The 24576-nt window shown below is 68.5% G+C and carries 18 protein-coding genes and 3 rRNA genes; 16 read left to right on the forward strand and 5 right to left on the reverse strand.

The genetic code is table 11. From position 1 onward, the window contains the following. Positions 1-332 precede the first annotated feature (332 nt). Positions 333-1142: a pyrroline-5-carboxylate reductase gene (proC, locus tag SMD11_RS18190; RefSeq protein ID WP_087927452.1), complete on the forward strand. Its 810-nt coding sequence runs from the start codon at positions 333-335 to the stop codon at positions 1140-1142. Between the two features lie 136 nt (positions 1143-1278). On the opposite strand, the gene trpS is transcribed toward proC, so the two are convergent. Next, a complete protein-coding gene (gene trpS / locus SMD11_RS18195; protein WP_087927453.1) occupies positions 1279-2277 on the reverse strand; it encodes a tryptophan--tRNA ligase in 999 nt (332 codons plus the stop codon). A 747-nt stretch (positions 2278-3024) separates the two neighbouring features. On the opposite strand from trpS, the gene SMD11_RS18205 reads away from it, so the two are divergent. The 10 genes from SMD11_RS18205 (at position 3025) to SMD11_RS18250 (ending at position 14066) form a co-directional block, all read left to right on the forward strand. Next, positions 3025-4548: ribosomal RNA gene (locus tag SMD11_RS18205) — 16S ribosomal RNA — on the forward strand. Between the two features lie 275 nt (positions 4549-4823). After that, positions 4824-7949: ribosomal RNA gene (locus tag SMD11_RS18210) — 23S ribosomal RNA — on the forward strand. A 75-nt stretch (positions 7950-8024) separates the two neighbouring features. After that, positions 8025-8141, forward strand: a 5S ribosomal RNA gene (rrf, locus tag SMD11_RS18215). The 16S, 23S and 5S rRNA genes sit together here, the layout of an rRNA operon. A 67-nt stretch (positions 8142-8208) precedes the next feature. Continuing rightward, positions 8209-8853, forward strand: a complete 645-nt coding sequence (locus tag SMD11_RS18220) for an HAD family hydrolase (protein ID WP_087927455.1) — start codon at positions 8209-8211, stop codon at positions 8851-8853. Positions 8854-8910: 57 nt separating this feature from the next. Next, the gene (locus tag SMD11_RS18225; RefSeq protein WP_087927456.1) at positions 8911-10083 is read left to right on the forward strand and encodes an acetoin utilization protein AcuC; all 1173 of its coding nucleotides are present in this window, start codon (positions 8911-8913) and stop codon (positions 10081-10083) included. Positions 10084-10340: 257 nt separating this feature from the next. Continuing rightward, on the forward strand, positions 10341-11156 hold the full coding sequence (locus SMD11_RS18230; protein ID WP_087927457.1) for a phosphatase: 816 nt from the start codon (positions 10341-10343) through the stop codon (positions 11154-11156). Positions 11157-11284: 128 nt separating this feature from the next. Continuing rightward, positions 11285-11494: a helix-turn-helix domain-containing protein gene (locus tag SMD11_RS18235; RefSeq protein ID WP_067299677.1), complete on the forward strand. Its 210-nt coding sequence runs from the start codon at positions 11285-11287 to the stop codon at positions 11492-11494. 110 nt (positions 11495-11604) lie between these two features. After that, complete coding sequence (locus tag SMD11_RS18240; protein WP_003948845.1) at positions 11605-11703, forward strand: 30S ribosomal protein bS22; 99 nt, start codon at positions 11605-11607, stop codon at positions 11701-11703. A 240-nt stretch (positions 11704-11943) separates the two neighbouring features. Continuing rightward, a complete protein-coding gene (locus SMD11_RS18245; RefSeq protein ID WP_199843907.1) occupies positions 11944-12990 on the forward strand; it encodes an NAD-dependent epimerase/dehydratase family protein in 1047 nt (348 codons plus the stop codon). 14 nt (positions 12991-13004) lie between these two features. After that, positions 13005-14066, forward strand: a complete 1062-nt coding sequence (locus SMD11_RS18250) for a lysophospholipid acyltransferase family protein (protein ID WP_087927458.1) — start codon at positions 13005-13007, stop codon at positions 14064-14066. 93 nt (positions 14067-14159) lie between these two features. Here SMD11_RS18250 and SMD11_RS18255 read toward each other — a convergent pair whose 3' ends face one another. The 4 genes from SMD11_RS18255 to SMD11_RS18270 all read right to left on the reverse strand — a co-directional run bounded on the left by SMD11_RS18255 (position 14160) and on the right by SMD11_RS18270 (position 18272). Then, the gene (locus SMD11_RS18255; RefSeq protein ID WP_087927459.1) at positions 14160-15368 is read right to left on the reverse strand and encodes a DUF5667 domain-containing protein; all 1209 of its coding nucleotides are present in this window, start codon (positions 15366-15368) and stop codon (positions 14160-14162) included. 204 nt (positions 15369-15572) lie between these two features. Next, a complete protein-coding gene (locus tag SMD11_RS18260) occupies positions 15573-16379 on the reverse strand; it encodes an ECF subfamily RNA polymerase sigma factor, BldN family (protein ID WP_087927460.1) in 807 nt (268 codons plus the stop codon). A gap of 565 nt (positions 16380-16944) precedes the next feature. After that, a complete protein-coding gene (locus SMD11_RS18265) occupies positions 16945-17901 on the reverse strand; it encodes an HAD family hydrolase (protein ID WP_087927461.1) in 957 nt (318 codons plus the stop codon). 92 nt (positions 17902-17993) lie between these two features. Beyond that, entirely contained in the window at positions 17994-18272 is a 279-nt protein-coding gene (locus SMD11_RS18270) for a glutaredoxin family protein (protein ID WP_418952451.1), read from the reverse strand. Between the two features lie 351 nt (positions 18273-18623). Here SMD11_RS18270 and SMD11_RS18275 point away from each other — a divergent pair, with 351 nt between their 5' ends. The 5 genes from SMD11_RS18275 to hemB are packed head-to-tail and all read left to right on the forward strand — an operon-like array spanning position 18624 to position 24433. Beyond that, positions 18624-19403 (forward strand): redox-sensing transcriptional repressor Rex, encoded by a 780-nt coding sequence (locus SMD11_RS18275; protein ID WP_087927463.1) that lies wholly within the window; start codon positions 18624-18626, stop codon positions 19401-19403. Then, positions 19400-20821, forward strand: a complete 1422-nt coding sequence (locus tag SMD11_RS18280) for a glutamyl-tRNA reductase (protein ID WP_087927464.1) — start codon at positions 19400-19402, stop codon at positions 20819-20821. Before SMD11_RS18275 ends, SMD11_RS18280 begins: the two co-directional genes overlap by 4 nt. Next, positions 20818-21786: a hydroxymethylbilane synthase gene (gene hemC / locus SMD11_RS18285; protein WP_087927465.1), complete on the forward strand. Its 969-nt coding sequence runs from the start codon at positions 20818-20820 to the stop codon at positions 21784-21786. Before SMD11_RS18280 ends, hemC begins: the two co-directional genes overlap by 4 nt. Continuing rightward, positions 21783-23444, forward strand: coding sequence for a uroporphyrinogen-III synthase (locus SMD11_RS18290; protein ID WP_087927466.1), 1662 nt, complete (start codon positions 21783-21785; stop codon positions 23442-23444). The genes hemC and SMD11_RS18290 overlap by 4 nt, the downstream gene beginning before the upstream one ends. Beyond that, positions 23441-24433, forward strand: a complete 993-nt coding sequence (gene hemB / locus SMD11_RS18295) for a porphobilinogen synthase (protein WP_087927467.1) — start codon at positions 23441-23443, stop codon at positions 24431-24433. The genes SMD11_RS18290 and hemB overlap by 4 nt, the downstream gene beginning before the upstream one ends. Positions 24434-24576: the final 143 nt, after the last annotated feature.

The raw sequence follows: 24576 nt of genomic DNA on the forward strand, positions 1-24576 counted from the left end.
CGCGCACAGCGATGCGGATCGTTGCCTGTCGAAGGGGGAGTACGGGCAGCGGGAAGACGTCGTCGTGGGGGCGGCGGACGGTAAAGGGTGACGGAGCGTGCCGTGGACACCCGCGGTCATTCTGTCCAAGTGGCGCCGTAGGTTGAGCTGTTGGCGTGTTACCACGGTGTAAACGCGGGGTCGGGCCGCCGGAATCGGATGCTCGGTTCACTCCGGCGTGTGCCTGTGTGGTCTTGCGTTCGCCTCGCGCCGGAGCGCGGCGCACACGCTGGGTGCGAAGATGGCGGGGCACGCCCCTGGAACCCAGCGCAGCGAAGAGGTGAGCGAGCTCCGTGGCCCAGAAAGTCGCCGTCCTCGGCACAGGAAAGATCGGCGAGGCACTCCTCAGCGGGATGATCCGCGCCGGCTGGTCGACCGACGACCTGCTGGTCACCGCCCGTCGCCCGGAGCGCGCGGAGGCCCTGCGCGCCCGCTACGGCGTCGACGCGGTCGGCAACCTGGAGGCGGCGAAGGCCGCCGACACCCTGATCCTCGCCGTGAAGCCGCAGGACATGGCCGCGCTGCTGGACGAGCTCGCCCCGCACCTGTCGGCGGACCGGCTGGTCATCAGCGCGGCGGCCGGCATCCCCACGGCCTTCCTGGAGGAGAAGCTCCCGGCCGGCACCGCGGTCGTACGGGTCATGCCGAACACCCCTGTGCTGGTGGACGAGGGCATGTCCGTCATCTCGGCGGGCACGCACGCGGCGGAGGAGCACCTGCTCCGCACGGAGGCGATCTTCAAGCCGGTCGGCAAGACGCTCCGCGTGCCCGAGTCCCAGCAGGACGCCGCCACCGCGCTCTCCGGCTCCGGACCCGCGTACTTCTACTTCCTCGTCGAGGCGATGACCGACGCGGGCATCCTCCTCGGCCTGCCGCGGGACAAGGCCCACGACCTCATCGTCCAGGCGGCCATCGGCGCGGCCGTCATGCTGCGCGACAGCGGCGAGCACCCGGTGAAGCTCCGCGAGGCGGTGACCTCCCCGGCGGGTACGACCATCAGCGCGATCCGGGAGCTGGAGCGCCACGGCGTACGAGCCGCGCTGATCGCCGCGCTCGAGGCAGCCCGCGACCGTAGCCGCGAACTGGCTTCCGGGCAGGCCTGAGCTTCAGCCAGCAGCAGGACACGGGCTCCGGGCTCCGGGCTTCGGGCGGTACCGGACACAGGACGGGGCAGCTCCGGGACGGCGGGCCTCAGGGCACGCCGTCCCGGAACTTCGGGGCGAGGGACGTCCGCGGAGTTCAGGCGGGCGGCAGCAGACCGATCGCCGCGTACGCCGCGTCGACCGTCGGCCGGGCCAGCTCCCGCGCCCGCCCGGCACCCTCGCGCAGCACCGCGTCCACATACCCCGGGTCCGCGCACAGCTCCGCGTGCCGGTCCCGTACCGGACGCAGCAGCTCCAGCACCGCCTCCGCGGTGTCACGCTTCAGCGCCCCGTACGACTCGTACGTCCCGGCGAGCTCGTCAGGCTTCCCGCCCGTGCACGAAGCGAGGATCTCCAGCAGGTTCGTTACCCCGGGCCGCGTCTCACGGTCGTATACGACCTCGGTGCCGCTGTCGGTCACCGCACGCATGATCTTCTTCCGCGCGGCGTCCGGCTCGTCGAGGAGATAGACGATCCCCGCGGTCTCCGCGTGCGACTTCCCCATCTTCGACGTCGGGTCCTGGAGGTCCATGACCCGGGCGGCGACGGAGGGGACCACGGCCTTCGGCACGGTGAAGGTGTGCCCGTACCGCTGGTTGAAGCGGACCGCCAGGTCGCGGGTGAGTTCGACGTGTTGCGCCTGGTCGTCGCCGACCGGGACCTCGTCGGCCGAATAGGCGAGGATGTCCGCCGCCATCAGCACCGGATAGGTCAGCAGGGAGAGCCGCACCCCGCCGCCGGCCGCCCGCTCCCGCGCGGACTTCTCCTTGTACTGGATCATCCGCCGCATCTCGCCGTCGGACGCCGTGCACTCCAGGAGATAGGAGAGCCGGGTGTGCTCGTCCACATGGCTCTGTACGAACACGGTGCAGCGGGCGGGCTCCAGGCCGGCGGCGAGGAGGAGCGTCGCCGCCTGCCTGCTGAGCCTTCGTACCCGGGCCGGATCGTGGTCCACGGTCAGGGCGTGCAGGTCGACGACGCAGAACAGCGCGTCGGCCTTGTGCTGGTCCACTTCGACCCACTGCCGGACGGCACCCAGGTAGTTGCCCAAGGTCAGATGGCCGGTGGGCTTGATGCCGCTGAAGATCCGTGTCATCGGTTCCTGCCTCCTTGAAGAGGGCCCACCGCCACAGACAGCAAAACGGCCGCCGAGGCGGCGGCCGTTGGTTGCATGCGCAGAGTCGGGGCCGCCGTCAGGCGGTCCACCACTGCTGGGTGCAGCTGCACGCATGCTGAGTCATGAGCCGACCGTACGCCCCTGAAACCCGGTTGCGCCACGGGTTTGATGGGTCCTACGTGCTCGTGTAGAGTTCTTCGAGTTGCCACGGAGTCCCCAGGGACTGCGAGGCGGCCACTCACGCCACACCGGTGGCAATCTCTACTGCACGGCCCTTGAACGGGATGGATTTCGGCGTGTCCGGAATTCGGAACGGACTCCGATTAGGAGTCGCGGGGGAAATCCGCTAAAGTAGTGATCACGCCGGAAGGCGCGAAACACCCCGCTCCAACAGGGGGCCGGAAACGGAATTCGGACCGGAAACGGAACGGAAAACGGATCTGGTAAGGTTGGAAACAACGAAGGGAAGCGCCCGGAGGAAAGCCCGAGAGGGTGAGTACAAAGGAAGCGTCCGTTCCTTGAGAACTCAACAGCGTGCCAAAAGTCAACGCCAGACTATAAAATACCCCGTCCTCGACCGTTCGGTCGGGACGCGGTTCCTTTGAAAAGTCCTGTGAGCCTTTCGGGGCTGGCAGGCAACAACACAGCGAGGACGCTGTGCACGACTGGACTTATTCCGTCCGGTTGTGCCGCTCTCGTGTGTGTGCACCGGATTACCGGTAAACATTCACGGAGAGTTTGATCCTGGCTCAGGACGAACGCTGGCGGCGTGCTTAACACATGCAAGTCGAACGATGAAGCCCTTCGGGGTGGATTAGTGGCGAACGGGTGAGTAACACGTGGGCAATCTGCCCTGCACTCTGGGACAAGCCCTGGAAACGGGGTCTAATACCGGATAATACCTGCCGAGGCATCTCGGTGGGTTGAAAGCTCCGGCGGTGCAGGATGAGCCCGCGGCCTATCAGCTTGTTGGTGGGGTGATGGCCTACCAAGGCGACGACGGGTAGCCGGCCTGAGAGGGCGACCGGCCACACTGGGACTGAGACACGGCCCAGACTCCTACGGGAGGCAGCAGTGGGGAATATTGCACAATGGGCGAAAGCCTGATGCAGCGACGCCGCGTGAGGGATGACGGCCTTCGGGTTGTAAACCTCTTTCAGCAGGGAAGAAGCGAAAGTGACGGTACCTGCAGAAGAAGCGCCGGCTAACTACGTGCCAGCAGCCGCGGTAATACGTAGGGCGCAAGCGTTGTCCGGAATTATTGGGCGTAAAGAGCTCGTAGGCGGCTTGTTGCGTCGGATGTGAAAGCCCGGGGCTTAACCCCGGGTCTGCATTCGATACGGGCAGGCTAGAGTGTGGTAGGGGAGATCGGAATTCCTGGTGTAGCGGTGAAATGCGCAGATATCAGGAGGAACACCGGTGGCGAAGGCGGATCTCTGGGCCATTACTGACGCTGAGGAGCGAAAGCGTGGGGAGCGAACAGGATTAGATACCCTGGTAGTCCACGCCGTAAACGTTGGGAACTAGGTGTTGGCGACATTCCACGTCGTCGGTGCCGCAGCTAACGCATTAAGTTCCCCGCCTGGGGAGTACGGCCGCAAGGCTAAAACTCAAAGGAATTGACGGGGGCCCGCACAAGCAGCGGAGCATGTGGCTTAATTCGACGCAACGCGAAGAACCTTACCAAGGCTTGACATATACCGGAAACGGCCAGAGATGGTCGCCCCCTTGTGGTCGGTATACAGGTGGTGCATGGCTGTCGTCAGCTCGTGTCGTGAGATGTTGGGTTAAGTCCCGCAACGAGCGCAACCCTTGTTCTGTGTTGCCAGCATGCCCTTCGGGGTGATGGGGACTCACAGGAGACTGCCGGGGTCAACTCGGAGGAAGGTGGGGACGACGTCAAGTCATCATGCCCCTTATGTCTTGGGCTGCACACGTGCTACAATGGCCGGTACAATGAGCTGCGATACCGTGAGGTGGAGCGAATCTCAAAAAGCCGGTCTCAGTTCGGATTGGGGTCTGCAACTCGACCCCATGAAGTTGGAGTTGCTAGTAATCGCAGATCAGCATTGCTGCGGTGAATACGTTCCCGGGCCTTGTACACACCGCCCGTCACGTCACGAAAGTCGGTAACACCCGAAGCCGGTGGCCCAACCCTTGTGGAGGGAGCCGTCGAAGGTGGGACTGGCGATTGGGACGAAGTCGTAACAAGGTAGCCGTACCGGAAGGTGCGGCTGGATCACCTCCTTTCTAAGGAGCATATAGCCGACTGCGAGCGAATGACTCGCACGGTTGCTCATGGGTGGAACGTTGACTATTCGGCACGATCCGGTGGGATCACTAGTACTGCTTCGGCGTGGAACGTGAATTTCATCTGGGTCGGGCCGGGCACGCTGTTGGGTGTCTGAGGGTACGGACTTCGGTCTGAACCTTCTAACGCCGGCCCCGGTGAACTCCACTGCAAGGTGGGGGTGACGGGTGGCTGGTCGTTGCTTGAGAACTGCACAGTGGACGCGAGCATCTGTGGCCAAGTTTTTAAGGGCGCACGGTGGATGCCTTGGCACCAGGAACCGATGAAGGACGTGGGAGGCCACGATAGGCCCCGGGGAGCTGTCAACCAAGCTTTGATCCGGGGGTGTCCGAATGGGGAAACCCGGCAGTCGTCATGGGCTGTCACCCGCTGCTGAACACATAGGCAGTGTGGAGGGAACGCGGGGAAGTGAAACATCTCAGTACCCGCAGGAAGAGAAAACAACCGTGATTCCGGGAGTAGTGGCGAGCGAAACCGGATGAGGCCAAACCGTATGTGTGTGATACCCGGCAGGGGTTGCGCATGCGGGGTTGTGGGATCTCTTTTTCATAGTCTGCCGGCTGTGAGACGAGTCAGAAACCGTTGGTGTAGGCGAAGGACATGCGAAAGGTCCGGCGTAGAGGGTAAGACCCCCGTAGCTGAAACATCAACGGCTCGTTTAAGAGACACCCAAGTAGCACGGGGCCCGAGAAATCCCGTGTGAATCTGGCGGGACCACCCGTTAAGCCTAAATATTCCCTGGTGACCGATAGCGGATAGTACCGTGAGGGAATGGTGAAAAGTACCGCGGGAGCGGAGTGAAATAGTACCTGAAACCGTGTGCCTACAAGCCGTGGGAGCGTCGCGCATCGAGCTTGCTCGGTGCGTCGTGACTGCGTGCCTTTTGAAGAATGAGCCTGCGAGTTTGCGGTGTGTTGCGAGGTTAACCCGTGTGGGGAAGCCGTAGCGAAAGCGAGTCCGAATAGGGCGATTGAGTAGCGCGCCCAAGACCCGAAGCGGAGTGATCTAGCCATGGGCAGGTTGAAGCGGAGGTAAGACTTCGTGGAGGACCGAACCCACCAGGGTTGAAAACCTGGGGGATGACCTGTGGTTAGGGGTGAAAGGCCAATCAAACTCCGTGATAGCTGGTTCTCCCCGAAATGCATTTAGGTGCAGCGTCGTGTGTTTCTTGCCGGAGGTAGAGCACTGGATAGGCGATGGGCCCTACCGGGTTACTGACCTTAGCCAAACTCCGAATGCCGGTAAGTGAGAGCGCGGCAGTGAGACTGTGGGGGATAAGCTCCATGGTCGAGAGGGAAACAGCCCAGAGCATCGACTAAGGCCCCTAAGCGTACGCTAAGTGGGAAAGGATGTGGAGTCGCAGAGACAACCAGGAGGTTGGCTTAGAAGCAGCCACCCTTGAAAGAGTGCGTAATAGCTCACTGGTCAAGTGATTCCGCGCCGACAATGTAGCGGGGCTCAAGCGTACCGCCGAAGTCGTGTCATTCCAGCACATACCCCCAACGGGGGCTGGGATGGGTAGGGGAGCGTCGTGTGCCGGGTGAAGCAGCCGCGGAAGCGAGTTGTGGACGGTTCACGAGTGAGAATGCAGGCATGAGTAGCGATACACACGTGGGAAACGTGTGCGCCGATTGACTAAGGGTTCCTGGGTCAAGCTGATCTGCCCAGGGTAAGTCGGGACCTAAGGCGAGGCCGACAGGCGTAGTCGATGGACAACCGGTTGATATTCCGGTACCCGCTTTGAAACGCCCAATATCGAATCAGGCGATGCTAAGTCCGTGAAGCCGCCCCGATCTCTTCGGAGTTGAGGGGAGTGGTGGAGCCGACGAACCAGACTTGTAGTAGGTAAGCGATGGGGTGACGCAGGAAGGTAGTCCAGCCCGGGCGGTGGTTGTCCCGGGGTAAGGGTGTAGGGCGCTGTCTAGGCAAATCCGGACAGCATGAAGCCTGAGACCTGATGCCGAGCCGATTGTGGTGAAGTGGATGATCCTATGCTGTCGAGAAAAGCCTCTAGCGAGTTTCATGGCGGCCCGTACCCTAAACCGACTCAGGTGGTCAGGTAGAGAATACCGAGGCGTTCGGGTGAACTATGGTTAAGGAACTCGGCAAAATGCCCCCGTAACTTCGGGAGAAGGGGGGCCATGTCCGGTGATGGAATTTACTTCCTGAGCTGGGTGTGGCCGCAGAGACCAGCGAGAAGCGACTGTTTACTAAAAACACAGGTCCGTGCGAAGCCGTAAGGCGATGTATACGGACTGACGCCTGCCCGGTGCTGGAACGTTAAGGGGACCGGTTAGCTTGGATTCGTCCAGGCGAAGCTGAGAACTTAAGCGCCAGTAAACGGCGGTGGTAACTATAACCATCCTAAGGTAGCGAAATTCCTTGTCGGGTAAGTTCCGACCTGCACGAATGGCGTAACGACTTCTCGACTGTCTCAACCATAGGCCCGGTGAAATTGCACTACGAGTAAAGATGCTCGTTTCGCGCAGCAGGACGGAAAGACCCCGGGACCTTTACTATAGCTTGATATTGGTGTTCGGTTCGGCTTGTGTAGGATAGGTGGGAGACTGTGAAGCATGCACGCCAGTGTGTGTGGAGTCGTCGTTGAAATACCACTCTGGTCGTGCTGGATGTCTAACCTGGGTCCGTGATCCGGATCAGGGACAGTGTCTGGTGGGTAGTTTAACTGGGGCGGTTGCCTCCTAAAGAGTAACGGAGGCGCCCAAAGGTTCCCTCAGCCTGGTTGGCAATCAGGTGTTGAGTGTAAGTGCACAAGGGAGCTTGACTGTGAGACCGACGGGTCGAGCAGGGACGAAAGTCGGGACTAGTGATCCGGCGGTGGCTTGTGGAAGCGCCGTCGCTCAACGGATAAAAGGTACCCCGGGGATAACAGGCTGATCTTCCCCAAGAGTCCATATCGACGGGATGGTTTGGCACCTCGATGTCGGCTCGTCGCATCCTGGGGCTGGAGTCGGTCCCAAGGGTTGGGCTGTTCGCCCATTAAAGCGGTACGCGAGCTGGGTTTAGAACGTCGTGAGACAGTTCGGTCCCTATCCGCTGTGCGCGTAGGAGTCTTGAGAAGGGCTGTCCCTAGTACGAGAGGACCGGGACGGACGAACCTCTGGTGTGCCAGTTGTCCTGCCAAGGGCATGGCTGGTTGGCTACGTTCGGAAAGGATAACCGCTGAAAGCATCTAAGCGGGAAGCCTGCTTCGAGATGAGGACTCCCTCCTCCTTTGAGAGGGTAAGGCTCCCAGTAGACGACTGGGTTGATAGGCCAGGTGTGGAAGACCGGTAACGGTTGGAGCTGACTGGTACTAATAGGCCGAGGGCTTGTCCTCAGTTGCTCGCGTCCACTGTGTAGGTTCTGAAGTAACGACCCGTGTCGATATCCGGTTTCGTTAATTTCATAGAGTTTCGGTGGTCATAGCGTTAGGGAAACGCCCGGTTACATTCCGAACCCGGAAGCTAAGCCTTTCAGCGCCGATGGTACTGCATGGGGGACCGTGTGGGAGAGTAGGACGCCGCCGAACAATTTTTAGCCTCAGGCCCCGAGTTTTCACTCGGGGCCTGAGGCATTTTTGCGTTTAGGGTGACGTCATGCGCTATGACCTCGTCATCTTCGACAACGACGGTGTGCTCGTCGACAGCGAACCGATCGCGAACACGATCCTCGCCGCATACCTCACGGAGCTGGGTCACCCCACCACCTACGAGGACTCCCTCCGCGACTACATGGGCGCCGCGGTGCACCGCGTCCACGACCTCGTACTCGAGCGGACCGGGCAGCAGCTGCCGGCGGACTTCGACCACACCCTGCACTCGCGGACCTTCGCCGCGTTCGAAGAGCGCCTCCAGCCCATAAAGGGTGCCACCGAGGTCCTGGAGCTCCTCGTCGCCGAGGGCATTCCCTACTGCGTGGCCTCCTCCGGCACCCATGAGCGGATCCGGGTCGGACACCGGCGCACCGGCATGGACGAGTGGTTCGAAGAAGAGTGGATCTTCAGCTCCGAGGACGTCGGCAAGGGCAAGCCGGCGCCGGACCTCTTCCTCCACGCCGCGCGGTCCATGGGCGTGGACCCTCAGCGCTGTGCCGTCGTCGAGGACAGCGCACGGGGAATCGAGGCCGCCGTGGCCGCCGGAATGGACGTATTCGCCTTCACCTCCATGACCCCGCGCGATCGGATGCCCGGAGCCACCGCGTACTTCGGCGAAATGACGGAACTCCCGCGGCTCCTGGTCTGATCCCGGTGCCGTGGACCCCCGTCTCCGGGCCCGTTACCGCCCGCTACGGTGTCGGGCATGAGCGGCCGTGCACAGCTGATGTGGGACGAGGCAGTAACGGGCTACGACTTCGGTCCGGGGCACCCGATGGACCCGGTACGGCTCGCGCTGACCATGAGGCTGGTCGAGGCGTTCGGGCTCGACCGCGCCCTCCGGGTCACCGCGGCCAGGCCGGCCGGGGAGTCGACGCTCCGGCTGGCCCACCGCGCGGACTACATCGCGGCCGTCCGCGAGGCCTCGGCGCACCCGGAGGCCGCCGACGGCTCGTACGGGATCGGCACGGCCGACGTGCCGGCCTTCGCCGGGATGCACGACGCGGCCGCGCTGATCGCCGGCCAGTCCGTGGGCGCCGCCGAGGCCGTGTGGCGCGGCGAGGCGCTGCACGCCGTCAACTTCGCGGGCGGGCTGCACCACGCGATGCCCGGTGGCGCGTCGGGCTTCTGCGTCTACAACGACGCCGCCCTGGCCGTGGCCCGGCTGCTGGAGCTGGGCGCCGAACGGGTGGTCTACGTGGACGTGGACGTGCACCACGGCGACGGGGTGCAGGCGGCGTTCTGGGAGGACCCGCGGGTGCTCACCATCTCCCTGCACGAGCACCCCCGCACCCTCTTCCCGCAGACCGGCTGGCCCGAGGAGACGGGTGCCCCGGGGGCCGAGGGCAGCGCTGTGAACGTGGCGCTGCCGGCCGGGACCGGAGACGCCGGGTGGCTGCGGGCGTTCCACGCGGTGGTGCCCGAGCTGGTGGCCGCCTTCCGGCCGCAGGTGCTGGTGACCCAGCACGGGGCCGACACGCACTTCGAGGACCCACTGGCCCACCTGGCGGTGTCGGTCGACGCCCAGCGGCTGGTCGCCGAGGCGTGCCACGCGCTGGCCCACGAGCACACGGACGGCCGGTGGGTGGCCCTGGGCGGCGGTGGCTACGCCGTGGCGGACGTCGTGCCGCGGTCCTGGACGCATCTGGTGGCCGTCGCGGCCGGGCGGCCGGTGCCGCCGGAGTCGGAGGTGCCGGAGGAGTGGCGGGCCGAAGTGTTCCGTCGTACACGGCAGTTGGGCCCGCTGCGGATGACGGACGGCCGGACTCCGGAATGGCGGGATTTCGACGACCACGGGTACGACCCGGCGGACCGGCTGGACCAGGCGATACTGGCGGCGCGGCGGGCGGTGTTCCCCGCGCACGGGCTGCTGCCCTGAGCCGGTCGGCCCGGGGGCTCTCCGCGCCGTCCACGTGCGGGTGGCCGGGGGAACCCGCGGGCGAGGGGCCAACGGAGGTCCTGGGGCGGGCTGTACGCCAGTGACAGGTGTGCAACCCGGATGGACGTACGTCTGGTGGTGCCGATGCCCTTGGAGTGGCCTGTGCGGCTTGCTTACTTGCCGGTACGTTAGGCCAGGCGTGGGAACTCCCGGGTGAACTTCGACGCGGTGCCCGGGCGTCCGCCAGCATCGGACCTGTGTTGAGCCCCGGCACCTTGCGTGCCCATCTGCTGGCCGCCCGGCTGGCCGGTCCCGTGGCGACCACGCGGGAGCGGAGCCTGAACCGGTACCGCATGTTCGTGGCCCGGGACCCCCGGGCGCTGATCGGTCTGGAGCCCGAACGGGACTGGCTCCTGGGGGATTTGTTACAGCTGATGGGCCGAAGGTGTGGGGTTTCGGCCGACCCGGACCATGCCTCGGGGCAGGATGTGATCGACCCCGATCGTACGATCGCGGCACTCGATGCCTTCGCGGACCGGCTCGCGACGGTGGCAGCCACAGGCGCACCGGTGCTGCTCGGTACCGGGCACCCCCACCGACTCCTGGGTTTCTACGCCGGGTTGGCCGCCGGGCTCTCGGCGAAGGGATGCACTGTCCTCACCCCGGCGCAGGGTCGAAGTGTCGACATAACGACCCGGTTCGGGGTACGCACTTACAACCTTGACTACGTTCGAGGCGTCGCGCTGGTGCGTGAACCCGGCGCGCGAGGGGCGGGAAGTGAGCCGGGCGCACATACGCATTCGCCGCTCCCGCTTCGTACGGCGCTGGCTGCCGCGATGGACGGGGACGGACCACTGCCGGCCCTGGTCGTGGGGGACCACGGATGGGTCTGCGGGGCAGGTCAGCTGGGCATTGAGGCCATTGGGCTGGCGGACTCGGACGACCCCGCGCCGTTCGTCGGAGAGGCCGAGGGGCGGGTGTCCGTCGTGGTTCCGCTTGATGACACTGTGCGGTCTGATTACTACCGACCGCTTACTCGCTATGTACTCAATCGAGCGTGTCTGTCACAGTAGGCGGCCGATGGCTGCTCCTCTTCCCCACTCGCATCACGCGCCCCTAACCTGGGGAGTGAGCGCGCAGCGACGAGGAGTCACCGGAGGGGAAGCCGGTGCGCGTCATGTGCGGAAGGTTCAGGTGTGTCATGGCTGCTGGCGAGAGGCCTCTCAACGAGGTCGTGTTCCTGACCGTGGCGGAAGTCGCCGCGGTGATGCGAGTGTCCAAGATGACCGTGTACCGCTTGGTGCACAGTGGTCATCTGCCGGCGATCCGGGTGGGAAGGTCGTTCCGGGTCCCAGAGCAAGCGGTGCACGAGTACCTCCGAGAGTCCTACGTGGGGGTGGAAACAGCCTGACGTGGACCTCGGATTACGCTGTTCGCCCGGTGCCGGGTAGGCTGGCCCGATGTAGGTCGTGTGGGCTCGGACGCCCCGCACCGAGTGAATCGATGTAAGCGAGGGTAGTCGTGGGCTCTGTTATCAAGAAGCGGCGCAAGCGGATGGCCAAGAAGAAGCACCGCAAGCTGCTCAAGCGCACGCGTGTTCAGCGTCGCAACAAGAAGTAAGCAGCGCCGCTGTGCTCGACCCGCAGCCCCTCCACCGCTCAGGCGGTGGGGGGGCTGCGGTGCGTTGCGGTGCGTGAAGCTTTCGCTACGGCTTGAAATGTAGCTCCGTGCAGCGGCCGGTCATCACAGCGCAACAACGACCCGCTACGGTGGCCGCGGCAGCACCACTCGTGGCGCGACGCGACGGGCCCGAGTGATCCGAGCAAACCGGGGCATGGGCGGGGAAGGAAGGCGCTGATCTTGGGCAAGGTCGTGCTCGTCACCGGAGTCGCACGGCAACTGGGGGGCCGCTTCGTCCGGCGCATCCAGCGCGAGCCCGACGTGGACCGGGTCATCGGGGTGGACGCGGTGCCACCCGAGCACCATCTCGGCGGGGCCGATTTCCTACGGGCGGACATCCGCCATCCCACGATCGGCAGGCTTCTGGCCGAACACCGTGTCGACACCGTCGTCCATATGGATGTGAACGGCACCCCCCTGGGCAAGCGCGGCAGCCGGGCCACGGTCAAGGAGACCAACGTCATCGGCACCATGCAGCTGCTGGGCGCCTGCCAGAAGACCCCCAGCGTGAAGCGGCTCGTGGTGAAGTCGAGCACCAATGTCTACGGGTCCGCGCCCCGCGACCCCGCGATCTTCACCGAGACCACTCCGCCCAAGTCCCTGCCCAGCGGTGGCTTCGCCAAGGACGCCGTCGAGGTGGAGGGCTATGTGCGCGGCTTCGCGCGCCGCCGGCCCGACGTGGCCGTGTGCGTGCTGCGCTTCGCCAACATCCTCGGGCCCCGCGCGGACTCCCCGCTCGCCCAGTACTTCGCGCTGCCCGTGCTGCCCACCGTGCTCGGCTTCGACCCGCGGCTCCAGTTCGTCCACGAGGACGACGTCATCGAGGTGCTGCGGATAGCCGCCGGCGAGCCGCGCCGGGCCACGCTCAACAGCGGCACCTTCAACATCGCGGGCGACGGGGTGCTGCTGCTCTCCCAGGCCGCCCGGCGCCTCGGACGGCCCACCCTGCCGTTCTTCCTGCCGACCGTCACCTGGGTCGGCTCCGCGCTGCGTTCGGCCGGCATGACGGACTTCTCGCCCGAGCAGATCCGGCTCCTCACCCATGGCCGTGTCGTCCGGACCACCCAGATGCGCGAGACACTGGGCTTCGAACCCCGCTACACCACCGCGGGAGCCTTCGAGGACTACGCGCGCAGCCGGGCCCCGGGGCTGCTGCCACCCGCCACCCTCGCCCGTACCGTCGACCGGATCGCCGCGGCCCTGCCTGCCGGCCGTGGCCAGAACTGAGGAGCGCACCCACGATGGCGGACGCGAAGGTCATCCCGTTCGGTGAGGAGCCGCGGGCCAAGCGGAAGGGCAAGCGGGTGGGCCGGGCCCGTACGGACCGCACGTCGGCCCTGGCGCCCGTCGGGAGGGTCCTCACGCAGGCCGCGCCCGAGCAGGACGCCGAGGCGCCCACCGTCCCCGCGCAGGCGGGCCCGGCGGAGAGCGGCCGGGGCGGGGCGGGTACGTCCGAGGGCGACGGCGGCTGGGACCGGAAGCTGGCCCACGGGCTGAACTTCCTGCGCCGGCGGATCACCGGTGAGTACGAGGTGGACGACTTCGGCTACGACCAGGAGCTCACCGACCAGGTCGTGATGTCCGCGCTCCGCCCGCTGTACGAGAAGTACTTCCGGGTCGAGGTGAAGGGCGTCGAGAACATCCCGGACAAGGGCGCCGCGCTGATCGTCGCCAACCACTCCGGCACGCTGCCGGTCGACGGGCTGATGCTCCAGGTCGCGGTGCACGACCACCACCCGGCGGGGCGGCACATCCGGATGCTGGCGGCGGACCTGGTCTTCGTCCTGCCGGTCGTCAACGAGATCGCCCGCAAGCTCGGGCACACCCTCGCGTGCGCGGAGGACGCGCAGGAGCTGCTGGAGCGCGGCGAGGTGGTCGGGGTGATGCCGGAGGGGTTCAAGGGGATCGGGAAGCCGTTCTCGGAGCGGTACAAGCTCCAGCGCTTCGGGCGGGGCGGCTTCGTCCAGACGGCACTGCGTGCCGGGGCGCCGATCGTGCCGTGCTCGATCGTGGGCGCCGAGGAGATCTTCCCGATGGTGGGCAACTCCAGGACCCTCGCCCGGCTGCTCGGGATCCCCTACTTCCCGCTGACACCGACCTTCCCCTGGCTGGGACCGCTGGGCGTGGTGCCGCTGCCGACGAAGTGGACGATCCAGTTCGGCGAGCCGATCCCGACGGACGGGTATCCGCCGGAGGCGGCGGACGATCCGATGCTGATGTTCAACCTCACCGACCAGGTGCGAGAAACGATTCAGCACACGCTGTACAAGCTGCTCGTCCAGCGTCGGTCGGTCTTCTTCTGATCGGGTTCTTCTGAAGCGGTCGCGGCGGCCGGTGTTCTTCTGGAGTCCGAGGGAAGAACACCGACCGCCGGGGCGGCGGCCGGTGCCGCTGCCCTATTTCTCTTCGTCGCCCTGGATGCCGAGGCCCGGAAGGATCTCCGGGAGGAGCGGCGGGATGGTGATGTCCGGCTGCTTGGACTGCTTGCCGTCCTTGCCGCCGTGCGTGGGCCCGGCGGGGGTGGAGCCCCCGGGGCTGGGCGGGGGCTGGAGCAGCCCCGTGCCGCCGATGAGGCCCTGGTGGTCCTCATGGCCGCCGGGGGCCGTGGAGCGCCGCTGACCGTGGCCGCCGGGGTGCTTGCCCTCGGACTCCGCGGACGCCTGGGGCGGCGGGGCGGAGTGGCCGGACCGGCCCGAGGCACCGTGGGAGGACACGCCGGGGTGGGGCTCGGCGCCGCCGTGCTTGCCCGAGGAGGTGGGCAGCAGCGACCGCAGCGGGCCGACCTCATGGTCTATGGCCGCCATCAGCGAGCTGACGTCGTCCCCGACGTCGGACAGCTGGACCGGGAGCTTGTCGCGCAGCTGGCTCCAGCCCTCCCGGTGCAGCGCCGTGAAGGACGAGAGGCGCTGGATGGGGCCGAGGGAGCGGTCCCGCTTGTACGCCTGGTGGAGCAGGCGGTGGCCTTCCGAGACGTCGTGGCGCATGCCGGACAGCGTCTTGCGGATCTCGCCCAGGTCCTCGTGGTCGAGGGGGCCCGAGCGGCCGCGCTCCAGGAGGCGGCGGGCCTCCTGGAGGCGGGTGGCCGCCTGGTCGAGCAGCATCCCGCCGCGGTCGGAGTCGTCGTCGGCGAGGCCGAGGCGGAAGTCCTCCATGCCGCGCTTGAGCGGATAGAGGTGATCGCCCGGCAGGGCGCTGGAGCTGGCGGCGGCGACGCCGCCGAACGCGCCCGCCGCCACGCCGACCGTGAGGCCGCCGGCCGCGAGCCCCTTGGACCAGCGGGAGCGCGGCTTGAGGCGGTTGAGCGCGCGGTGCGCGCCGCGCTTCGACGAGCGGCCCGAGCGGGGCTCGGGGATCCCGGCGGACCCCTCGGCGAACTGCGTCTCCATGGCGGCGATCAGCCGCGCCCGCTGGACCGTTCTCGTCTCGGGGTCGAGCTCGGGCGCGGGCAGGCCGCCGAGCTCGCCCACCAGCGCCAGCAGCTTGCCCTTCTCGGTGTCGTCCACCGATGGGCCGGGCTGTGTGGCCGCCGCGCCCTGGAGTTCCTGGTCCTCCAGGGCCTGGGCGAAGGCGTTCGCCCGCCGGTGCGCCGAAACGTTCGCGATCACAGGCGGCACCTCCTCTCGTCATGACGGTCGACTCCCCTGAAAACCTGGAGGGTTGCACGCCATGAGCGCATCCACTCCTTCGAGTGAGTGGCTGCGGGCATGGCGTGACCGCAGGGAGTCTGCATCCCGCACAACGAGCGGCGCGGCGGCCGGGTTACGCGCCCTGGGAGATGTGACCGCTGGTGAGTGAACGGACGCACCGGGTCAGCGTGCGTCGTCCGGGAGGAGGCGGGCCAGGGTGCGCACCGCGCGGTACTGGAGGGTCTTGATGGCGCCTTCGTTCTTCCCCATGACGCGGGCGGTCTCGGCGACCGAGAGGCCCTGGAGGAAGCGCAGGGTGACGCACTCCTGCTGCTGGGGGTTGAGCTTGCGCACCGCTTCCAGGAGTGCGGCGTTGGACAGGGACTCCAGGACGGAGTCCTCGGGGCTGCGCTCGACCTCGTTGGCGTCGAGCATCTCGCCGGTGGTCACCTCGAGCCGGAATCTCGACGACTTGAAGTGGTCGGCGACCAGATTGCGGGCGATCGTCACCAGCCAGGCGCCGAAGTCACGGCCCTGCCAGGTGAAGGTGCCGATGCGGCGCAGGGCGCGCAGGAACGTCTCACTCGTGAGGTCCTCGGCCGTGGCCCGGCCGCCCACGCGGTAGTAGATGTAGCGGTAGACCGTGTCGGCGTACTGGTCGTAGAGCCGGCCGAAGGCCTCGGCCTCGCCGGCCTGGGCGCGCTCGACCAGGTCGAGCATGCGGGCGCTGTCGCTGTCGGCGCTCGGACGGCGGGTGGTCGTGGGCGCCGTGGACGTACCGGAACCGGCGCCGCGGCGGGCGCGTCTGCCGACCGCGGCACCGCTCTCGGCGAGGGCGTAGCAGGGACCGGCGTAGCAGGGACCGGCGGGGACGGGTGTGGCGAAGGCAGGGACGGCGTACGCGGTGGGGACGAAGCCGCGCAGACGGTCGAGGACCGTTGCGCGCAGCGTAGCCAGGCCCGAGGCGTCAACCCCGACGTGTGGGTACACGGGACTCCCAGAGGCAGAGCTTCCATCACGTGCAGTACGGAACCGTTCACTCGTCGTAGGGACAAGGGGGTACCGGTTTGCGTCTGAGGAGAATAACGCTTCGTACAGGCAGCACTACACCGAGTTGCTCAAATCACCGTTTCCGTTCGATCTCTTACCTCTTGGTGACCGATCAAATATCGAACTATGAAAGGAAGTTGACCGGATTTGGCGAGGGTGTGGCCGAATGGGCAGCGTGTTGTGGCAATCCGGGCAGGGGAGGACTGAGGGGGGCCGTGTGAGGGTATGAAGAAAGGATTGCCTGAGAGTGACGGGTGATTACGCACCGTGGTCGAACGGCCGGGTGGCTGTCGCTCTCCGGTGGCGCGATGTGAGTGCCCCGCGTTGACGCCCGGAGGCGGCCGCGGGCCCGCCGTGCGCCCGCCGGGGATCTCTCGGGGGCCGGCGCCGTGCCTGCCGGGGCCCGGCAGCGCCTTGTCAGTGCCCGCGAGGGTCCGTCAGTGCCGGTCAGTGCCGGTCAGTGCCCGTCAGTGTCCGCCGGGGCCTCGTCGGCCCCGGCCCCGGGTCAGCGGCGGCGGCGGTGCAGGGCGATCGCCGCGGCGGCGCCGCCCGCGAGCGCGCCCACGCCGGCCGCGGCCGGGATGCCGACCTTGGCCGCCTTGCGGCCCGTCCGGTAGTCGCGCAGCCGCCAGCCGTGCTCCCGCGCGTGCTTGCGCAGCCGGCCGTCGGGGTTGACGGCGTAGGGGTAGCCGACGAGCGACAGCATCGGGATGTCGTTGGCGGAGTCGCTGTAGGCCGCGCAGCGGGCCAGCTCCAGGCCCTCGGCCGCGGCCAGCGCCCGGACGGCCTCGGCCTTCGCGGGGCCGTGCAGCGGCTCACCGACGAGCTTGCCGGTGTAGACGCCGCCGATGGACTCGGCGACCGTGCCCAGCGCGCCGGTCAGGCCCAGCCGGCGGGCGATGATCGTCGCGGTCTCGATGGGCGCGGCGGTGACCAGCCAGACCTTCTGCCCGGCGTCCAGGTGGGCCTGGGCGAGCGCCCGGGTGCCCGGCCAGATGCGCTCGGCCATGTACTCGTCGTAGATCTCCTCGCCGATGGACATCAGCTCGGAGACGCGGTGGCCCTGGACGATCGACAGGGCGCTGTCGCGCGCGTCCTGCATGTGCTCGGGGTCCTCGACGCCCGCGAGCCGGAACCAGGCCTGCTGCCACGCGAAGCGCGCCAGCTCGCGCTTGCGGAAGAAGTGCCGCTTGTAGAGGCCGCGGCCGAAGTGGAAGAGCGCGGCGCCCTGCATGACCGTGTTGTCGAGGTCGAAGAAGGCGGCTGCCCGGACGTCGCCGGCGACGGGGAACTCCGGCTCGGCGGGGCCCTCGGACTCCTCCGCGGCGCGCGCGGCGGCCTCCGCGGCCTCCTCGTTCTCCTGCGCGGACTTGCGGGCTGCCTCCGCCGCGGCCTCGCCGGCGAGCACGCTGCGTGCCGTGGCGGAGCGCCTGCGCGGAGTGATCCATCCCAGTGCGGCCATACGGGGAGCATAGCCAGTGTGTTCGGGGTAACCGGAGCCGGGACGATTCGGTGGTGTGAACATCCTGCGACGGTCCGGTCACTCCCCGCGCGTCATGCGCCGAGCGCGCGCCTCAGCCGTGCCGGGTCCACCCGCCAGAAGTCGTGCTGCGCGCCGTCGACCAGGATCACCGGGATCTGCTCCCAGTACTTGCGGTGCAGCTCCTCGTCCTGGGTGATGTCCTTCTTCTCCCAGCGGGCGCCCAGCTCGCCGCAGACCTCGGCGATGACGGACTCGGCGGCGTCGCACAGATGACAACCGGGCTTGCCGATCAGGGTGACCGTGCTGTCGGCGGGGTTCTTACGGGCGCGTCGGCCCAGCAGCGGAGTCATGGCGGCCATTGTGCCGCGCCCGTTCGCCCGGGATCGAAACGTCCCGAATGGGTGCCTGGGTCGACTACCATCATGTGTCGATTTGTCGGTGAGCGGGGTCAGGGAGACGGGGAGTGTGGGCGCGTGTTCCCGTCGGTGCACCCCGGGTGTGAGGCCCACCCGTACGGCGGTCGCGGAGGTGCGGTCGATGGTTCCCGGATCGGGTCGAAACTCCGCGTGACGCCGGTCACTTTGCCCGGACAAAGCGGACACCATCTTTGTGCACGCGTTCACAAAGGCATAGCCTGCGTTCGACGGGGCGGTCCTGGGACGAGGCGCCGCCCGCAGCCCCGCTCTACCCGCAGGAGCACCGTGGCAACTGGCCGAACTCACCGACCGGCGACCCGAAGCCGAGGGATTCCCGAGGCCACCGTCGCCCGGCTACCGCTGTATCTGCGTGCACTGACGGCGCTCTCCGAGCGCTCGGTGCCCACGGTCTCCTCCGAGGAACTCGCGACCGCGGCGGGCGTCAATTCCGCCAAGCTCCGCAAGGACTTCAGCTACCTCGGCTCGTACGGCACCCGTGGTGTCGGCTACGACGTCGAGTACCTCGTCTACCAGATCTCCCGTGAGCTCGGCCTGACCCAGGACTGGCCGGTCGTCATCGTCGGCATCGGCAACCTCGGCGCGGCGCTCGCCAACTACGGCGGCTTCGCCTCCCGCGGCTTCCGCGTCGCGGCCCTGATCGACGCGGACCCGGCCATGGCCGGCAAGCCGGTCGCCGGGCTGCCCGTGCGCCACACCGACGAGCTCGAAGCGATCATCAGCGACAACGGCGTGTCCATCGGCGTCATCGCCACGCCCGCCGGTGCCGCCCAGCAGGTCTGCGACCGCCTGGTCGCCGCCGGGGTCACCTCGATCCTCAACTTCGCGCCCACCGTCCTCTCCGTCCCGGAGGGCGTGGACGTCCGTAAGGTCGACCTCTCCATCGAGCTCCAGATCCTCGCCTTCCACGAGCAGCGCAAGGCCGGCGAGGACAGCGCGTCCTCCGTCGCGCCCGCCGCGGCGGCCACCCGCTCGGGTGCGGGCGTCCGCTCCTCGGCGAGCCGGAAGGGCCCGGACGGGGATGTCCCCGCCGTGATGCCGGCATGAGTCTCCTCGTCGTCGGACTGAGCCACCGCAGCGCGCCGGTCAGCGTGCTGGAGCGCGCCGCCCTCACGCGGGACGCGCAGGCCAAGCTCGTCCAGGACACCCTCGCGGCGGAGCCCGCCACCGAGGCGACGGTCCTCGCCACCTGCAACCGCATCGAGCTCTACGCCGACGTGGACAAGTTCCACGCGGGCGTCGCCGAGCTGTCCACGCTGCTCGCCCAGCACACGGGCGTCGGGCTGGACGAGCTCACTCCGTATCTCTATGTGCACTACGAGGACCGGGCCGTCCACCACCTCTTCTCGGTGGCCTGCGGGCTGGACTCCATGGTCGTTGGCGAGGGCCAGATCCTCGGCCAGATCAAGGACGCCCTCGCGCTCGGCCAGGAGCTGCACACCGCGGGCCGGCTGCTGAACGACCTCTTCCAGCAGGCCCTGCGGGTCGGCAAGCGCGCCCACAGCGAGACGGGCATCGACCGGGCCGGCCAGTCCCTGGTCACCTTCGGCCTGGAGCAGCTCGCGGCAGGCACCGCCGTGCCCGAGTGGGCCCTGGGCAAGCGCGCCCTCGTCATCGGCGCGGGCTCGATGTCCTCCCTCGCGGCGGCCACGCTCGCGCGCGCGGGCGTGGCGCACGTGGCCGTCGCCAACCGCACCGCCGAGCGGGCCCGGCGCCTCGCCGCGATCCTCACCGAGCCGGGCGGCCCCGGGGCCGCCGGGTTCACGGCCGAGGCCGTGGAGATGACGGCCGTCGCCGAGGAGCTCTCGCGCGCCGACGTCGTGGTGTCCTGCACGGGCGCGACCGGCCTGGTGCTGACCGCCGAGGCCATACGGGGCGCCCTCGCGGCCCGTACGCCCGGGGGCGCCGCCGTGCCCCGGCAGAGCGGTGACGCGCCGGCCGCGCCGGCCGTGACCCTCGCGCTGCTCGACCTCGCCATGCCCCGCGACATCGACGCCGCCGCCCACCGCATCGAGGGCACCCGGCTCGTCGACATCGAGTCGCTGGCCGAGGCCTCCGCCGACGCGCCCATGGCCGCGGACGTCGACCAGGTGCGCACCATCGTCTCCGACGAGGTCGCCGCCTTCGGCGCCGCCCAGCGGGCCGCGCACATCACCCCCACCGTGGTCGCCCTGCGCACCATGGCCGCGGACGTCGTCGCGAGCGAGATCGCCCGGCTCGACGGCCGCCTGCCCGACCTGGACGACAAGCAGCGCGCGGAGATCACGCAGACCGTGCGCCGCGTCGTCGACAAGCTCCTGCACGCGCCCACCGTGCGTATCAAGGAGCTGGCCGCCACCCCCGGCGGCGCCGGCTACGCCGACGCGCTGCGCGAGCTGTTCGACCTGGACCCGCAGGCGGTGGCCGCGGTCAGCCGGGCCGACTCGCGCGCCGACACGCACACCACAGCACGGGAGCCAGCATGACCGACACCTCTACGCGCCCGCTGCGCCTCGGCACCCGCCGGAGCAAGCTCGCCATGGCCCAGTCCGGGCAGGTGGCGGAGACCGTGCGGCAGCTGACCGGCCGCCCGGTGGAGCTGGTCGAGATCACCACGTACGGCGATGTCTCGCGGGAGTCCCTCGCGCAGATCGGCGGCACCGGTGTCTTCGTCTCCGCGCTGCGCGACGCGCTGCTCGCGGACGAGATCGACCTCGCCGTGCACTCGCTGAAGGACCTGCCGACCGCGCAGCCGGACGACCTCGCCCTGGCCGCGATCCCGGTCCGGCAGGACCCGCGGGACGCGCTGATCGCCCGGGACGGGCTGACCTTCGAGCAGCTGCCGAAGGGCGCCCGGATCGGCACCGGTTCGCCGCGCCGCACGGCGCAGCTCAACGCCTGGGCGCGGTCGCTCGGGCTGGAGATCGAGACCGTGCCGATCCGCGGCAACATCGACACCCGCATCGGCTTCGTCACCGACGGGAAGCTGGACGCCGTCGTGCTGGCCGCCGCCGGTCTCGCCCGAATCGGTCGGACCGAGGACATCACCCAGTTCCTCGACCCCGACGCAGTTCTGCCCGCCCCCGGCCAGGGGGCCCTGGCAGTCGAGTGCGCAGCGACCAACGCGCAGCTCGTCGCCCGGCTCGCCGAGCTCGACGACCCGTACACCCGGGTCGCCGTGACCGCCGAGCGATCCCTGCTCGCCGCCCTGGAGGCCGGCTGCTCCGCACCCGTGGGTGCGTTGGCCGACCTGTTGGCCGACGGGCAGGTTGTCACCGAAATGCGCCTGCGCGGCGTCGTCGGCTCGACCGACGGCAAGACGCTGGTGCAGCTGTCCACCACCGGCCCCGTGCCGTCGTCCAGCGAAGAAGCCGTGGCCCTTGGCCGCGAGCTCGCCGCAGCGATGCTCGACAAGGGTGCGGCCGGTCTTATGGGGGAGCGAGCACTTTGAACCCCACCGCCCCGAACCACCCCGTGCACGGGCACGTCACCTTTCTCGGTGCCGGCCCCGGAGACCCGGGACTGCTGACGTTGCGCGCCGTGGAGGCACTCGCGGCAGCGGACGTCCTGATCGCCGATCCGCAGGTGCTCGACGTGGTGCGCGCGCACGCGCGCGCCCATGTGGACATGCCTGCGCAGACGGTTACTGACGAGTCATCAAAAACCGTCGGTACCCCGGAAGTACCTGTCCTTCGGGACACCGCCAATCTTGTCATGACGGCCGCGCGCGGCGGCAGGCGGGTCGTTCGTGCGGTCCTCGGTGACCCGGGCCTCGACGGCAACGCGGCCGACGAGATGCTGGCCTGCGCCAACGAGGGCATCACCTTCGAGGTGGTGCCGGGCGTCGCCACGGCCGTCGGCGTGCCCGCCTACGCCGGGGTGCCGCTGCGGGACGGCAAGGGCCGCGCGGACGTCCGCTTCGTGGACGCCCGCACCGCCTCGGCCACCTGCTGGGCCGAGGTCGGCGCGAGCGAGGTCACGGCCGTCGTCTCGACCACCCTCGACTCGGTCGTCGCGGCCGCCGCCGAGCTGGTCTCCGCCGGGCGCAAGCCCGACACCCCGATGACCGTCACCGTCGCCGGCACCACCACCCGCCAGCGCACCTGGACCGCCACCCTGGGCAGCCTCGCCCAGGTCCTCAAGGCGGCGAAGGTCCTGCCGTCCCCGGACGGCGGGCAGCCCGTCATAGCCGTGGTCGGCGAGCGCAGCGCGGCCGCGCAGCGCGACCCGCTCTCGTGGTTCGAGTCCAAGCCGCTGTTCGGCTGGAACGTCCTCGTGCCGCGCACCAAGGAGCAGGCCGCCTCGCTCTCCGACCAGCTCCGTTCGTACGGCGCCGTGCCCAGCGAGGTCCCGACCATCGCGGTCGAGCCGCCGCGCACCCCGCAGCAGATGGAGCGCGCGGTCAAGGGCCTGGTCACCGGCCGCTACGAGTGGATCGCCTTCACCTCCGTCAACGCCGTCAAGGCGGTGCGCGAGAAGTTCGAGGAGTACGGGCTCGACGCGCGCGCCTTCGCCGGCATCAAGGTCGCGGCCGTCGGCGAGCAGACCGCCAGGTCGCTGATCGAGTTCGGTGTGAAGCCCGACCTCGTGCCCAGCGGCGAGCAGTCGGCCGCCGGCCTGCTGGAGGACTGGCCGCCCTACGACCCGGTCTTCGACCCGATCGACCGCGTCTTCCTGCCGCGCGCCGACATCGCCACCGAGACCCTGGTCGCGGGCCTGATCGAGCTGGGCTGGGAGGTCGACGACGTCACCGCCTACCGGACCGTCCGGGCCTCGCCGCCGCCGGCCGAGACCCGTGAGGCGATCAAGGGCGGTGGCTTCGACGCGGTGCTGTTCACCTCGTCCAGCACCGTGCGGAACTTGGTCGGCATCGCCGGCAAGCCGCACAATGTCACCGTCATCGCCTGCATCGGCCCGGCCACCGCGAAGACGGCGGAGGAGCACGGCCTGCGGGTGGATGTGCTGTCGCCCGAGCCCTCGGTGCACAAGCTCGCCGAGGCGCTCGCGGACTTCGGCGCGGCCCGGCGCGACGCGGCCCTGGAGGCCGGCGACCCGGTCACGCGCCCGAGCGAGCGGCGGCCCGGATCGCGTAGAAGGGCACGGAGTTGAGCACCACGTACGGCACGTTCCCGGGGTCCCGCCCCCGGCGCCTGCGCACCACCCCCACCATGCGCCGCATGGTCGCGGAGACCCGGCTGCACCCGGCCGACCTGATCCTTCCCGCCTTCGTGCGGGAGGGCGCCAAGGAGCCGGTGCCGATCTCCGCGATGCCCGGGGTCGTCCAGCACACCCGTGACACCCTGCGGAAGGCGGCCGTCGAGGCGCTGGCGGCCGGGGTCTCCGGGATCATGCTCTTCGGCGTGCCCGAGGACGCCAAGAAGGACGCGGCCGGCACCGCCGGCACCGACCCCGACGGCATCCTCCAGGTCGCCATCCGGGACGTGCGGGCCGAGGTCGGCGACGACCTCGTCATCATGTCCGACCTGTGCCTGGACGAGTACACCGACCACGGCCACTGCGGGGTCCTCGACTCCGAGGGCCGGGTGGACAACGACGCCACCCTGGAGCGCTACGCCGAGATGGCGCAGGTCCAGGCGGACGCGGGCGTCCACGTGGTCGGCCCGAGCGGCATGATGGACGGTCAGGTCGGCGTCATCCGCGACGCGCTCGACCAGACCGGCCACGAGGACGTCTCGGTCCTCGCCTACACCGCGAAGTACGCCTCCGCGTTCTACGGCCCCTTCCGGGAGGCCGTCGGCTCGTCGCTCCAGGGCGACCGCAAGACGTACCAGCAGGACCCGGCCAACGTCCGGGAGTCGCTGCGCGAGCTCGCGCTCGACCTCGCCGAGGGCGCGGACATGGTCATGGTCAAGCCGGCCCTGCCCTACCTGGACATCCTCGCCAAGGTCGCGGAGGCGGTCGACGTGCCGGTCGCCGCGTACCAGATCAGCGGCGAGTACGCGATGGTCGAGGCCGCCGCGGCCAACGGCTGGATCGACCGCGACCGGGCGATCATGGAGACCCTCACCGGCATCAAGCGCGCCGGGGCGAACATGATCCTGACCTACTGGGCGACCGAGGTCGCGCGGCAGCTCTAGCCACGCGCGATCCGGCCGGAGCCGGGAGCGACCGTATCCGTACGGCCGCTCCCGGCTCTTCGCGTTCCCGGCCTCCGGCCGCCACAGGGGAGAGCCGATGCTCTACGGTGTGTGCCACGCCACTCACTCCACGGAGGCGCGGG

Source organism: Streptomyces albireticuli, assembly GCF_002192455.1.
GTDB lineage: Bacteria > Actinomycetota > Actinomycetes > Streptomycetales > Streptomycetaceae > Streptomyces > Streptomyces albireticuli_B.

Coding starts and splice junctions, on each gene's coding strand:
- SMD11_RS18220 (WP_087927455.1), top strand. CDS start 8,209: ATGCGCTATGACCTCGTCATCTTCGACAACGACGGTGTGCTCGTCGAC.
- hemC (WP_087927465.1), top strand. CDS start 20,818: ATGACCGACACCTCTACGCGCCCGCTGCGCCTCGGCACCCGCCGGAGC.
- SMD11_RS18250 (WP_087927458.1), top strand. CDS start 13,005: ATGGCGGACGCGAAGGTCATCCCGTTCGGTGAGGAGCCGCGGGCCAAG.
- trpS (WP_087927453.1), bottom strand. CDS start 2,277: ATGACACGGATCTTCAGCGGCATCAAGCCCACCGGCCATCTGACCTTG.
- SMD11_RS18235 (WP_067299677.1), top strand. CDS start 11,285: ATGGCTGCTGGCGAGAGGCCTCTCAACGAGGTCGTGTTCCTGACCGTG.
- SMD11_RS18280 (WP_087927464.1), top strand. CDS start 19,400: ATGAGTCTCCTCGTCGTCGGACTGAGCCACCGCAGCGCGCCGGTCAGC.
- SMD11_RS18270 (WP_418952451.1), bottom strand. CDS start 18,272: ATGACTCCGCTGCTGGGCCGACGCGCCCGTAAGAACCCCGCCGACAGC.
- SMD11_RS18265 (WP_087927461.1), bottom strand. CDS start 17,901: ATGGCCGCACTGGGATGGATCACTCCGCGCAGGCGCTCCGCCACGGCA.
- SMD11_RS18225 (WP_087927456.1), top strand. CDS start 8,911: ATGAGCGGCCGTGCACAGCTGATGTGGGACGAGGCAGTAACGGGCTAC.